The organism is Asaia bogorensis NBRC 16594, from assembly GCF_001547995.1.
Taxonomy (GTDB): domain Bacteria; phylum Pseudomonadota; class Alphaproteobacteria; order Acetobacterales; family Acetobacteraceae; genus Asaia; species Asaia bogorensis.
In genome coordinates, this window is the sequence record NZ_AP014690.1 from 2,306,418 (window position 1) to 2,319,361 (window position 12,944).

The window sequence follows — 12,944 nt, forward strand, 5'->3', positions numbered from 1 at the left end:
CTCAGACGTCGGAAGCCTCCCCTTCCTCGGGGGCTGCTTCTGCCTGCTCACCATCAAACCAGTGGGCACGGGCTGCCATGATGATCTCATTGGCAGCATCTTCATCTATATTGTCACTGCCGAGCATTTCGACAAGCTCGTCACCTGCGAGATCGGCCAGATCATCGAGTGATTTCACACCCTTCTCACCCAACGTCACCAGCATGGCGTTGGTAAACACGCCCAGCTCGGCAATCGAATCCTCAACGCCAAGGCCCCGACGCTTGTCGTCCAGCTCCTGCTCCTTCTGCACGAGGAATTCCTCGGCGCGGCGCATCAGCTCCTCGGCTACGCTTTCATCGAAGCCCTCGATCGCATGCAGCTCATCCGGATCGGCGTAAGCCAGCTCTTCGATGGTGTGGAAGCCTTCGGTCACTAGCAGGCCAGCAATCACGTCATCGACATCGAGCGCATCGACAAAGAGCTGGGTACGCTTGCGGAATTCTTCCTGACGACGCTCGGATTCTTCGGCCTCGGTCAGAATGTCGATGTCCCAGCGCGTGAGCTGGCTTGCCAGACGCACGTTCTGACCACGGCGACCGATGGCAAGCGAAAGCTGCTCGTTCGGCACGACAACTTCCACGCGACCGGCTTCCTCATCCATGACCACCTTGGTCACTTCGGCGGGAGCCAGAGCATTCACCACAAAGGTTGCGGCCTGAGGGCTCCAGGGGATGATGTCGATCTTCTCGCCCTGCAACTCAGCTACAACGGCCTGAACGCGTGAGCCGCGCATACCAACGCAGGCACCAACCGGGTCGATGGATGCATCCTTGGAGACAACGGCCATCTTGGCGCGCGATCCCGGATCACGGGCCACGGCCTTGATCTCGATGATGCCGTCATAGATTTCCGGCACTTCCTGCGCAAACAGCTTGGCAAGGAACGCAGGATGGGTGCGGCTCAGGAAGATCTGCGGGCCACGCGTTTCGTCACGCACGTCATAGATGTAGGCGCGTACGCGATCGGAGTTGCGGAACGACTCGCGGGGGATCAGTTCGTCACGACGGAGCAGTGCTTCCGTATGACCGATCTCGACCATGAGATTACCGTATTCCGTGCGCTTGACCGTGCCGTTGACGATCTCGCCCACGCGATCCTTGAACTCGTTATACTGCTTCTTGCGCTCATATTCGCGAACACGCTGCACGATAACCTGCTTGGCGGTCTGGGCAGCAATACGGCCGAAATCGATGGGCGGCAGCGGGTCGACCAGATGCTCGCCCAGCTTGATCTCAGGCTGGAACTTCACCGCAATGGCGAGCGGAATCTGCGTGTCCTCGTTTTCCACGGTCTCGACCACTTCGGTCCAGCGTGACAGACGAACCTCACCAGAGCGGCGATCGATCGTCGCGCGGATATCCTTTTCGTGGCCATACTTGGCGCGCCCGGCCTTCTGGATGGCCTGCTCCATCGCCTCCAGCACTTCTTCACGATCGATGTTCTTTTCACGCGAAACAGCGTCTGCCACCAGAAGCAGCTCAGGACGGGTAACGGAGGTGTCCATCAGACGAAATCCTCAAATGCGGCGCGCCGGTGCGGCGCGGACCATCAGAAACGGGAAAGGCGATAAACCCAGTAACGCTAACTTCAGTGTGTCTTTCGTCCGGGCCGCGATCCCTTGCCCGGCTTGGCAGGATTGAGCTTCGGCGTCTTGCGACGCGGCGCTCCCTCTTCTTCTGCCCCTTCATCCTCGGATGCAATGCCCAGCATCGCGGCGCTCGCCTCGATCAGCGCATCGGTCAGCACAAGGCGAGCCTTGCGGATCGTGTCGATGGGCAGAACGGCTTCCTCGCCGTCATCCAGACGAATCACAGCCGCACCATCACGCGTTCCAGTGATGATGCCCGAAAAGCGCTTGCGACCATTGAGCGGCAGATCGAGCTCAGCCTTGACCAGATGACCCGCAAAACGGTCCCAGTCTTTCAGGCGTGTCAGCGGGCGATCGATTCCGGCAGAGGAAACCTCAAGCGTCCATGCGCCGGGGATCGGATCATCCACATCCAGCACGGCGCCAACGGCGTGGCTGATCTGCTCACAGTCCTCGATTCCGATCAGGGACCCATCGGCGCGATCAGCCATGATCTGGATGGTGGGCGTTTCGCGGCCCAGCACGCTCAGGCGCACGAGCTCGTAACCGAGATCGGTCAGGGTCGGCTCGATCTGCTGCGCGATACGCGCTTCAAGACCGTTCAGGCTGGGAATTTCATTGGCCAAGACAAAAAAGGCGGCCCGTCAAGGCCACCCCCCGATAAGACGAAAGATGAAAGGAATACGGGCTGTCTAGGCCAAGATGGCCGTTGATGCAAGACTCGTGCATGGCAGGAAGCGTGATGCGTAACTTTTGATTACACTCCCCGTGTAACAGGGCTCTTGCAGTCATGGTTTTTATCCTGCCACAGTCGCAGCGATGAACGATACGCCCGAGCCACAACTCAAGCCGCTCTCCCATGGGACAGTTGGCAGCGGCCATCACTCCCCTCGCGAGAGCGGCGGGTTGACCTCCAAGCTCGTCCTGGCGTCTGCCGTTGTCATGGCATGCATGGGGGGTGCCTACTGGCAAAACACGGCTCATGGCGGCGTGACAGCGGCTCGCGCACCGCAAGCTTCAACCTCTTCGCTAGACCGTGAACCTCAGATCCGGGCAGATGCCAGACATCTGGGTGCACAGTTTGCCCTGATTGCCCCCGGGCAGGCTCCGTCAGCTCTGGCGCATTCAGGCTTCGATACCCAGCAGAGGGCAAACATACTCGCCGCTGTGAAAAATCGCCGCATGCGGTTGGTGCGCATGCCTATCGCTCAGATAGCGGGGCTACCCGGCCAGTCTATTGCCATCACCTCGGGTGGCTTAACGCAACGACTCACTCTCAAACCCGAATTGCAGGCTGTGGTTCTACCCATCTATCTGGCTGGCGAGGTCACGATATCTCCCCTGACTCAGCCTCCAGCTGGGGGGCTGGAGACCGGCATACTTACGGCGCTTGGCGCTCAGGTTCTCCCGACCCTAGCCAGCCTTGATCAGCAGATTGTTCTGGACGTGATCGTACAATGAAAGCCCTGATGCCCGCCCTCAATCGCCTCATGCCCGTCATGATGGTGATTTTTCTGATCCTTGCGAGCATTCAGGCAGCTGTTTCGCTTCACCTTTCGGGGGGAATGCTGCTTCATTTCCTCTCCTGGGCAAGGGACGCCTATCCTCCCATTGCCGGTCTCGCCGCCCTGCTCTCGATATCCGGCCTCCTCTATGAGGTGCGCTCCACAAAACTGGCCCGCAAGGGGCTTCGCCGTCGCAAAGGTTTCGTTATGGATATTCTCGCCCGCCTGACAAACCGCGTTGCGCTCGAAGAGCTACTTGCCCAAGAGCAGAAGGAAGTCGCGATCAATGCCGAAGAATTGGCCGCCGGACTGCGCGCCAAGGTCGTCGGTCAGGATCAGGTTTGCGAGGATATTGCCCAGCAGTTGAGACGCCGTCTCGCTCTTACTATGCGTAACAAGCCGGTCGGAATCTTTCTCCTCGCCGGCCCTCCGGGCACGGGAAAAACCTATCTGGCAAAGCAGATCGCCCGGCAGATGGACCGGCCCCTGCTTCATTTCGACATGACCCAGATGTCCAGCCCTCACGCTGCAACCATGCTCTTCGGCTCGCCAAAGGGATATGTAGGATCCGATAGTTTCGGCAAGCTCACGGGCGGCCTTCAGGAGAAGCCGGATGCGATTGTGTTGCTGGATGAGATCGAGAAAGCGCATCCAGACGTTTTCAAAAAATTCCTGACAGCATGGAATGACGGTCACGTGACCGAGGCCTCAACTGGCGCTCAGGTATCTACAACGCGCGCCATCTTCATGCTCACCTCCAATATCGCCACAGAAGCACTGACCGAAATTGCCGATCGTCTTCATGACGACGCAGACAGGATGCGTGCGGAGTCGACGGAAGCCCTGCGCAAGGCCGGTTTTGCACCCGAAGTCCTGAACCGTCTGGATCGTATCTTTGTCTTCCGTCAGCTGCGCGACCTCGATCTTGCGCGGGTAGCGGCGCTGGAAATCGAGGCAATGATCAAGGGTTATGGGCTTAATGTCGAAGCTGGCGGTATCGATGCCTACCTGCTCTTCCAACTCATGCAGCGTCAGCAGAAGTTGGGTGCCGGGGCCTCGGCACGTGATCTGGTTCGCTCGATCGAAGACATGGTCAGTGAAAGCCTGATCCTGGCGCGCCAGAATAATGCGAAGCTCGTTCGTCTCGTCATGAGCAACGACGGTGTCAAAGCCGAAATAGCTGACGACTCGGTCTCGCTCAATGCGCGACTGACACCCTGAACCCCGCCGGAACGATAGTCAGTGTCAGCTTTCACCCGCTTGTGGCGCCGTGCCCCTGCATGGCGCCTCATGATCTATATCATGATCTTTTTCACGATCATGAGCCTCTTCTTCCCCTTGCCCTGGATGCTTGCCCATGCGCCGTGGCTTCAGCGGCTGCCCGGCATGCAACCCCCGAATGGCGCTGCCACCGCATCCACTGCGAGGGATCAGGCCGTCAATAACGGGCAAGGCTCTCAGGCACAAGCAGGCGCGCCGGACGAGACCAATCGCCTGATGACACCCGATATCACTGCGTCACTTACAGGAACGATACCGTTCGGTGGGCATACATTGCCCCTGCCGGCCGGAGTCTGGCATCCGGTGCTCACCGGGCAATTCGGTCCGGGCGGCCTTATGCTGATCAATATTCTAGTGCGCACCGATCGTGGTGTTGTCACAGGCGTCATGATTGCACGGACAGCCACGGAGCAATTACCTCTCGATGTCGTTCAGTCAGCGGCCTCGCACTGTCACGACGATCGTAATTATAGCGCCCATATCTATGCCGATCGGCCCGATGGTCGCAATGAATGCGCTTTTATCGCCAATGCCGTCATGGGGCCGAATGGTGCCATTTCGTCTGATGAGCTGATTCAGCTTGCGTTCAAAAGACTAAGCGCTCTGGGCTTTCCCATGCCCTCCCTTTTTGTGGTCGCCAACTGGATTCTAAGCAGTGGTGCTACCGATGCGACCAAGGGCAGCTCAGGCATCACCTATCTTCTTGCCCCCACCAAGACCGGCACGGTCCAGTTGCTGGCCCCCCTTCCCTATTGGGACAAAACGACGTTGTCGCAGGTTCCTACAGCCGACGAATTCATACGAAAGACCGATCGCTGGTTCTCTCGCTGGGTGCCGCTCCTCCGGCAGGCCATGACGCATGATGCGGGTAGCCCGACATTTTCGCCGGACCTTGCCCACGACCCATCGGCTCCCTGAGTCGTGCAGGCGGCGTGCCTTAAGAAGGACGCCGCCTAAAGCGCGTCAAAGCCATCTGAGCATTGCCTGATCGAAACTGCTTTGGATTGAAGAGCGGGAAGGCAGGCGTTCGCATCTCGGCAGTGCCACATCATTTTTCGCTTCATATTGTCGCTGCGATCGCCACATTGATCCGCGAATACGCTTCTTAATCAGCACGCACACCAACATATCGCTCTCATATCGATCATATTTAGAAAATTTATTAAAGCTCAGGGCATTAGTGCGATACAAGTACAATCTATATTTGCATAACTAGTCCAAAGACTCACTCAACACCTTGCGCGAATCCTACCTGGCGCAATGCTTGTCGGCCATGCCGCTCGGCGGCCTCATCTCCTAGTCATCATTGGCACTGGCGGGCGTCTGGATGGGTGACAAGCTACCGCTCTTCCCCGTTTTCATGGCTGCGGCCATTCCGTTTCCCTTGGCTCTATTAATCGACAAACTGCGAGGTCAGGTTGGATTGAGAGTGGCGAACCGGCACGATCCGATCACTCAACTTTTCATGCGTTTCATCACCGTCACCGGTGTTTTGGTTCCCTTTGCCATCATTGCAGCGCGCACGGCTCACGACCCGGCTATACTGTTTCTGGGAATCACCATTTTTTCTGGTATTGTCTGGGGACCTCACGGGTGGGGTGCAAATGATCCTGCTGGCTTCAGACATTTTTTACTGCGTAGCGTTCTAGCCTATCTCGCCTATCTGCTCGCGCGCGCCGCCGTGCGTGACGCGGCCATCGCAGGCGCCGCCGCTCTCAGCTATCTTTACGCAATCGCCGCCATGCGGAGACCCTATGAGGCGAACACTCGGGCCGAGATCTGATCGCATTGCGCCCACTCGCAACCGCCATGAAGGGAAGGAATGCGTCAGCTGGACAAGAACCCCGCTCTGCACAATCTTGCGGCGAACGACGCACTTACCTGTGCATCGGACTCAGAAGTTTTGTAACAGAGTTTTCAGTGGTGCCCCGAGCGTGTCAGGCTCTGCCCCAGTCGGCGTTCCACATGGCGGGCAAAACGGACAAAAGGCAGACCGAGCAGCAGATAGGCCGCACCGATCAGAAGCCCGGTACCGATATAGTCATAATAGGTCGATGAAAGCCGGATATAGGTCTTTGTCAGCTCGGTCAGCGTGATCACACTCACCAGCGAAGAATCCTTGAGCAGGGCAATGAAGTCGTTGGTCATGACCGGCAGGACCGTGCGGAAAGCCTGCGGTACGATTACCAGCCGAACAGCCTTGGCGCGCGTCATGTTGAGCGCAATTGCCGCCTCCATTTGCCCGCGCGGCACAGAGGAGAGGCCAGCCCGGTAATTTTCGGCTTCATAGGCCGCATAATTGAGGCCCAAGGCCAGCACGCCCGCGAAGAAAGGCGACAGTTTGATGCCTATGCCCGGCAGACCATAGAAGATGAAGAGAACCTGGATAAGCAGGGGCGTACCACGCACAACCTCAATGTAGAGACCGCTCAGCCATTGCAGGGGGCGTACGCCGTAGTGGCGGCACAAGGCAAGCACGAGCCCCAGACTGACGGCAAGGATCATGGAAAGGGCCGACACCACAAGGGTCAGCACCGCCGCCTTGCCGATGATGGGCAGAAATCCGAGATAACGGTGGAACAGCCCCACCCAGCCGAGCTGACTGCGCATGGCGTCACGATAGCGCAGCCACGCGACAGGAGGCACCTCACGCACCGTGTGGTCGCCCGTCATAGCTGCCATCTCGGGTGTCCAGAGATTCCAGCGCCGCAGAATGGTCTGGAGCGTCCCATCGCTCATCATGTCACCTAACACACGATCCACGGAATCATGAAGCGCGACATTGCCCGGCTTGAAGGCAATGCCATAGCGGGTCTGCCCTACCGGCTCGCCAACAATCACCAGATCATCGGTCACTCCGGCATAGAAAAGCGCGATGGGCCCGTCGAGCAGGAGCGCATCCAGACGCCCGTTGCGCAGGTCCGAAAAGGCATAGGTCTCCTCTTCGTAAGAACGCGTGGTAATGCTCGGCTCGTTCTGCAACAGCCGCTCGGCCAGCGTCTCCTTGATCGTTCCGACCACATGCCCCTTGAGAGCCGCGAAACTGGCAAGGTCCTGACGGTCGCGACGCACCACAATGCGATCGCCGGTCACATAGTAGGGCCGTGAGAAGAGCGCTGCCTTCACATGGTCGGGCGTCATCTCGATGCCGTCCACCACCATGTCATACATGCCGCGCTGGAGGCCGGGGATCAGACCGTCCCAATCATTCTGCACGAAATGCGGTGTACGCTTCAGGCGCCGGGCAATCTCCTGCACCATGTCGAACTCGAATCCCTCAAGACGATTCGTGTCCGCCGGGTCGTGAAAGACATAGGGTACATTGGCCTCACCATCCGAGGCCCAGTTCAGAACCGACGATGAGGCCACCTCGCCTATTGCTGGTGGGGGTGAAGATGTCTGGGCATGGGCAGAATGGCCACCGATCAGAAGCATCACCCCCATCAGGGCGCCGGCGAGGACCCGCCTTGGCACGGTGCAGACGTTCACAGCAGTGACCTCAGGAAGCGGCGCGTTCTGGCATCTTCGGGAGCCGCAAACACTTCTTCAGGGTCGCCGCTTTCGATGATATGCCCACCCTCGACGTACAGCACGCGGTTCGAGGCCGCACGGGCAAAGCGCATATCGTGCGTCACGACGATCTGGGTCATGCCCTCCTCATCCAGTCTGCGCATGACCTGCAAAACTTCTTCAGCCAGTTCGGGGTCCAGCGCAGAGGTCGGCTCGTCATAGAGCATGATGGCCGGTTTCATGGCCAGGGCGCGGGCAATGGCCGCACGCTGCTGCTGACCGCCAGACAGTGTCGAGGGATAACGGTCAGCCAGACCATCGAGCCCGACCTTCGCCAGCAGACCACGCGCCAGCGGCGCGATATCGCCAGTTGCCATGCCTTTAACCGCCCGTGGCGCCAGCATGACATTGTCCAGAACAGTGCGATGGGGAAACAGGTTGAACGACTGGAAAACCATGCCGACATGGGCACGCAGCTTATGGGCACGACGCTCCTGGGCGCGGTTCCAGCCCTGACCGGCGACCGTGTCGATTTCGATATCCCGTATCCGGATCGTTCCGGAATCAGGTATCTCAAGAAAATTGAGACAGCGAAGAAAAGTCGATTTCCCGCAGCCCGAAGGCCCGATGATGGAAATCAGGTCACCACGCCTAACGCGAAGCGACATGTCGTGCAGCACGACATGTCGCCCAAAGCTCTTGGTGATATTTCTGGCGTCGAGAACGGTCTCGGCGTGATCAGTCAGTTTCGGTCATCCCGCGCAGGACATAAGGGAGAATCCCTCCATGCCTGTAATAGGCGACTTCATCAAGCGTATCGATGCGGCAAAGAAGTTCGACTTGCTCGGTCTCGCCGCTGGCGCGGGTGATGGTCATGGGTACGGTCATACGCGGGGTAATGGACTCGAGCCCACCCAGTGAGATCGTCTCGGTGCCATCCAGCCCCAGCGTCTTGCGCGTCGTGCCCTCACGGAACGTCAGAGGCAGAACGCCCATGCCCACGAGATTGGAACGATGGATACGCTCGAAGCTCTCTGCAATCACGGCCTTGATGCCTAGCAGATTCGTGCCCTTGGCGGCCCAGTCACGCGAGGAGCCCATGCCGTATTCACGCCCGCCAATCACGACCAGAGGCGTGCCATCCTGCTGATAGCGATGCGCCACGTCATAGATCGACGCCACCGTGCCATCAGGCAGGTATTTCGACATGCCGCCCTCGACGCCCGGAAGCATCTCGTTGCGGATACGGATATTGGCAAAGGTGCCACGCACCATCACGCGGTCATTGCCACGGCGCGACCCGTAGGAGTTGTAATCCGCAACCGCCACCTGATGCTCGCTCAGGAACTTGCCCGCCGGAGAGGACGGCTTGATGGCCCCTGCCGGTGAGATGTGGTCAGTCGTGATGTTGTCGCCCAGCAGTGCGAGAATGCGTGCATTCTCGATGTCATGCGTCTCGCCCGGCTCCTTGGTCAGCCCCTCGAAATAGGGCGGCTTCTGGATATAGGTCGAGTTGTCCGACCACGCGAAGGTCCGCGCATCGCTGGCTACGGCCAGAGCCTGCCATTGCTTCGTGCCCTTCGAGATGCTGCCATAACGCTCGACAAAGCTCTCACGCGTGACGGAGGACTTGATGAGCGCTGCGATCTCTTCATTGCTTGGCCAGATATCGCGCAGGAAGATTTCCTTGCCATCCTTCGAGATGCCGAGGGGCTCTTTCGTGATGTCCTTGCGCAGGGTGCCAAGCAGGGCATAGGCCACCACCAGCGGCGGGCTGGCGAGGTAGTTGGCGCGCACGTTGGGCGAGATGCGCCCTTCAAAGTTACGGTTACCCGAAAGCACCGACGTCGCCACCAGACCATTGCCTTCGATCGCATTCACGATCGGCTGGGCGATGGGACCCGAATTGCCGATACAGGTCGTGCAGCCATAACCGACCGTCTCGAAGCCAAGCGCATCGAGATCCGCGCTGAGACCCGCCTTGTCGAGATAATCCGTCACCACCTGCGAGCCGGGGGCAAGCGACGTCTTGACCCAGGGCTTGGGCTTCAGGCCGAGCGCACGGGCCTTGCGCGCCACCAGACCAGCCGCCACCAGAACCGCCGGGTTGGAGGTGTTGGTGCACGAGGTAATGGCCGCAATCACCACATCACCATGACCGATGTCGTAATCCGACCCGGCCACGATGGCGCGCTTGCGCACGTCGTCGGGCTTCACGCCCAGCGTGGTCGTCAACACTTCCTCGAAAGCCGCCGTCGCATTGGTCAGGGCCACGCGATCCTGCGGACGCTTGGGACCAGCCAGTGAGGGGATGATGGTCGAGAGATCGAGCGACAGCACCTTCGAGAACACGGGCTCAGGCGTATCGGCATCGCGGAACATGCCTTGGGCGCGCAGATAAGCCTCGGTGAGACGGATGCGATGCTCGTCGCGGCCTGTCTGGTGCAGATAATCCAGCGTCAGCGCATCGACCGGGAAGAACCCGCAGGTTGCACCATATTCCGGCGCCATATTGGCGATGGTCGAACGATCGGCCACGGGCAGATGATCGAGGGCGGGGCCGAAAAATTCCACGAATTTGCCAACCACGCCTTCGGCGCGCAGCATTTCGGTAATGGTCAGCACGAGATCGGTCGCGGTCGCGCCTTCAGGCAGAACACCCTCGAGACGCACGCCGATCACATCCGGGATCAGCATGGCAATAGGCTGGCCGAGCATGGCAGCCTCGGCCTCAATGCCGCCTACACCCCAGCCCAGAACGCCCATTCCGTTCACCATAGTGGTGTGGCTGTCCGTGCCATAAAGCGTATCGGGATAGGCGTAGTCCTTGCCATCGACCTTGCCGGTCCAGACGGCCTGCGCCAGATATTCGAGATTGACCTGATGGCAGATGCCTGCACCCGGCGGCACGACGCGGAAGTTCTCGAATGCGCCTTGGCCCCAGCGCAGGAAGGCGTAACGCTCGCCATTGCGCTCGAACTCGATCTCGACATTGCGTTCCAGCGCATCGGCGCTGCCCGCGACATCCACCATGACCGAGTGATCGATCACGAGATCGACCGGCACCAGCGGGTTCACCTTCTCCGGATCGCCATCAAGGGCAATGATGCCGTCGCGCATGGCAGCGAGATCGACCACGGCCGGAACGCCGGTGAAATCCTGCATGAGGATACGCGCCGGTTTGAAGGGCACTTCCTGATCCGAATGGCCCTTCGCTGTCCAGTCGACAATGGCCTGCGCATCTTCGGTGCGATAGCTCAGCCCGTCCTCGAAACGCAGAACGTTCTCAAGAAGAACCTTGAGGCTGACTGGCAGGCGGGACAGATTGCCCAGCTTGGCCGCCGCCTCTGGCAGGGAGAAGATGTGGTACTTTCGGCCATCAACCTCCAGATCCCGCATCACGCCCAGGGAATCCCGTCCAACGGTTCTCATGGCTTGTCCTCCTGCCTTGTCAACTGGCCCTCAAGGGCTGAGCCTTCTATACAGTCTCGACCCTTATTCGCACAGAGTCGAATAAAACTCTCTCAGGAAGATGTTATTTCCGCACAATGTCAGGTTTTCCCTCGCCTCCAGCGCCCTGGCTCAGTTTGCATGACGTAACCGTGATACGCGGTGATCGTCTGGTGCTGGATGGACTCAGCCTGTCGCTCGCGCCCGGCGAGGCCATCCTGCTCACGGGTCCGAATGGTGCGGGCAAATCAACCCTGCTCCGTTTTCTGGCCGGGCTCTGCCCCGCACAGGGTGGTCAGGTCACCTGGAATGGCGAGGCAAGGTCAGCCGACAGGCCCGATCCGGAACAGGCTCTGGATATCGCGTATCTTGGCCATCAGGATGCACTCAAGCCTGCTCTTACCCTGCGTCAGAACCTGGGCCTTGAGGCCGGGTTATTTGGGGCACGAACACCAAAAGGGGACGAGAGTGCAGCGCTGGATCAGGCTCTCGACCTCCTTGGCCTGATAACACTGGCTGATCTGCCGACGCGGCTTCTTTCGGCAGGCCAGAAAAGACGCGGCGCTTTCGCCCGCCTCCTTCTGCGCCACGCGCCCCTCTGGTTGCTGGATGAACCGAGCCTCGGGCTGGATGCGCACGCCATCGAAACACTCGGGCATGTAATGGCCCGGCATCGTGCCCAGGGTGGCATGATCATCGCCACAACCCATGTTCCCCTGCCCCTGACCGATGCCATGACCCTCGCTCTCACTCCCACGGCTTTTCAGGGGCGTGACCCATGCTGGTGAGCGCTTTCCTCTCCCTCATCCGGCGCGACCTGTCTCTTGCCGTGCGCTTTGGGGCCGACACGCTCGCGGCTGTTCTTTTCTTCGTGCTCTGTGCCAGCCTCTTTCCGCTGGCGCTTGGACCATCGCCGGTTCTGCTTCACCGCATGGCCCCAGGCATTATCTGGGTCTGCGCGCTGCTGGCCAGCCTGTTGCCGCTCGACCGGCTTTTTGGTGCCGAACTTGATGATGGCGGCCTCGATCACCTCCTGCTTCTCGGCCTGCCCCCTTCGCTGGTGGCGCTTGCCAAGATCATCGCGCACTGGCTGACAACCGGCGTGCCCCTGCTCGTTGCGGCCGGCCCTCTTACACTCATGCTGGGGGGCACGCCGGGCGATATCCTGCCACTGCTGGCCGGGCTCGTGCCGGGCACGGCGCTGCTTTCGCTTCTGGGGGGAATGGCGGCGGGGCTCGTGCTGGGCGCGCGACGTGGCAGCATCCTGCTGCCGCTTCTGACTCTGCCCCTCTCCTCACCTGTGCTGATCTTTGGCGCAGCAGCCGCCGATGCGACGGCCAATGGTCAAAGCAACAGGGTGGAGCTGAGCATACTCGGCGCCTTTCTGGCGCTGGCACTGCCTCTGTGCCCCCTGGCCGCCGGAAGCGGATTACGCGCCGCTACCAGCTAAGGCCCCTCCCAATGCCGTTTCCTGCGCCGTACCGTCCCTTCTCAGCACCCGAATACAGGCCATGAGGCTTGCGTTTGAGGACACTTCACAGTTTCTATTTGCAACCCCGTCGAGGTGA

The 12,944-nt window shown here is 59.8% G+C and carries 11 protein-coding genes; 6 read left to right on the top strand and 5 right to left on the bottom strand.

Going from position 1 to position 12,944, the window contains the following annotated elements; all coding sequences use genetic code 11:
* Position 1: 1 nt before the first annotated feature.
* Both nusA and rimP read right to left on the bottom strand, forming a co-directional pair.
* Positions 2-1,546, bottom strand: a complete 1,545-nt coding sequence (gene nusA / locus Asbog_RS10300; RefSeq protein ID WP_062165068.1) for a transcription termination factor NusA — start codon at positions 1,544-1,546, stop codon at positions 2-4.
* An 83-nt stretch (positions 1,547-1,629) separates the two neighbouring features.
* Positions 1,630-2,256, bottom strand: coding sequence for a ribosome maturation factor RimP (gene rimP, locus Asbog_RS10305; RefSeq protein WP_062165069.1), 627 nt, complete (start codon positions 2,254-2,256; stop codon positions 1,630-1,632).
* A gap of 193 nt (positions 2,257-2,449) precedes the next feature.
* Between rimP and Asbog_RS10310 the strand changes: the two genes are divergently transcribed.
* From Asbog_RS10310 to Asbog_RS10325, 4 genes are all read left to right on the top strand, one after another.
* Positions 2,450-3,091 carry a hypothetical protein gene (locus tag Asbog_RS10310; RefSeq protein ID WP_062165070.1) on the top strand — a complete coding sequence of 214 codons (642 nt, stop codon included), beginning with the start codon at positions 2,450-2,452 and terminating at the stop codon, positions 3,089-3,091.
* Complete coding sequence (locus tag Asbog_RS10315) at positions 3,088-4,356, top strand: AAA family ATPase (RefSeq protein ID WP_062165071.1); 1,269 nt, start codon at positions 3,088-3,090, stop codon at positions 4,354-4,356. The genes Asbog_RS10310 and Asbog_RS10315 overlap by 4 nt, the downstream gene beginning before the upstream one ends.
* A 21-nt stretch (positions 4,357-4,377) precedes the next feature.
* The gene (locus Asbog_RS10320) at positions 4,378-5,334 is read left to right on the top strand and encodes a hypothetical protein (protein WP_062165072.1); all 957 of its coding nucleotides are present in this window, start codon (positions 4,378-4,380) and stop codon (positions 5,332-5,334) included.
* A gap of 409 nt (positions 5,335-5,743) precedes the next feature.
* Positions 5,744-6,199, top strand: coding sequence for a hypothetical protein (locus tag Asbog_RS10325; protein WP_146926355.1), 456 nt, complete (start codon positions 5,744-5,746; stop codon positions 6,197-6,199).
* A 134-nt stretch (positions 6,200-6,333) separates the two neighbouring features.
* Here the strand turns inward: Asbog_RS10325 and Asbog_RS10330 are convergent, their stop codons facing one another.
* The 3 genes from Asbog_RS10330 to acnA form a co-directional block, all read right to left on the bottom strand.
* Positions 6,334-7,851 (bottom strand): ABC transporter substrate-binding protein/permease, encoded by a 1,518-nt coding sequence (locus Asbog_RS10330; RefSeq protein WP_371861646.1) that lies wholly within the window; start codon positions 7,849-7,851, stop codon positions 6,334-6,336.
* 50 nt (positions 7,852-7,901) lie between these two features.
* Positions 7,902-8,594 (bottom strand): amino acid ABC transporter ATP-binding protein, encoded by a 693-nt coding sequence (locus Asbog_RS10335; protein WP_083510828.1) that lies wholly within the window; start codon positions 8,592-8,594, stop codon positions 7,902-7,904.
* A 70-nt stretch (positions 8,595-8,664) separates the two neighbouring features.
* Positions 8,665-11,358, bottom strand: a complete 2,694-nt coding sequence (gene acnA, locus Asbog_RS10340) for an aconitate hydratase AcnA (RefSeq protein ID WP_062165075.1) — start codon at positions 11,356-11,358, stop codon at positions 8,665-8,667.
* Positions 11,359-11,474: 116 nt separating this feature from the next.
* Between acnA and ccmA the strand changes: the two genes are divergently transcribed.
* Both ccmA and ccmB read left to right on the top strand, forming a co-directional pair.
* A complete protein-coding gene (gene ccmA / locus Asbog_RS10345) occupies positions 11,475-12,164 on the top strand; it encodes a heme ABC exporter ATP-binding protein CcmA (protein ID WP_062165076.1) in 690 nt (229 codons plus the stop codon).
* Positions 12,155-12,826: a heme exporter protein CcmB gene (gene ccmB, locus Asbog_RS10350; protein WP_062165077.1), complete on the top strand. Its 672-nt coding sequence runs from the start codon at positions 12,155-12,157 to the stop codon at positions 12,824-12,826. Before ccmA ends, ccmB begins: the two co-directional genes overlap by 10 nt.
* The last annotated feature ends 118 nt before the right edge of the window (positions 12,827-12,944 follow it).

Coding starts and splice junctions, on each gene's coding strand:
- Asbog_RS10315 (WP_062165071.1), top strand. CDS start 3,088: ATGAAAGCCCTGATGCCCGCCCTCAATCGCCTCATGCCCGTCATGATG.
- ccmB (WP_062165077.1), top strand. CDS start 12,155: ATGCTGGTGAGCGCTTTCCTCTCCCTCATCCGGCGCGACCTGTCTCTT.
- ccmA (WP_062165076.1), top strand. CDS start 11,475: ATGTCAGGTTTTCCCTCGCCTCCAGCGCCCTGGCTCAGTTTGCATGAC.
- acnA (WP_062165075.1), bottom strand. CDS start 11,358: ATGAGAACCGTTGGACGGGATTCCCTGGGCGTGATGCGGGATCTGGAG.
- Asbog_RS10335 (WP_083510828.1), bottom strand. CDS start 8,594: ATGTCGCTTCGCGTTAGGCGTGGTGACCTGATTTCCATCATCGGGCCT.
- nusA (WP_062165068.1), bottom strand. CDS start 1,546: ATGGACACCTCCGTTACCCGTCCTGAGCTGCTTCTGGTGGCAGACGCT.
- Asbog_RS10330 (WP_371861646.1), bottom strand. CDS start 7,851: ATGCTTCTGATCGGTGGCCATTCTGCCCATGCCCAGACATCTTCACCC.
- Asbog_RS10325 (WP_146926355.1), top strand. CDS start 5,744: ATGGGTGACAAGCTACCGCTCTTCCCCGTTTTCATGGCTGCGGCCATT.
- Asbog_RS10310 (WP_062165070.1), top strand. CDS start 2,450: ATGAACGATACGCCCGAGCCACAACTCAAGCCGCTCTCCCATGGGACA.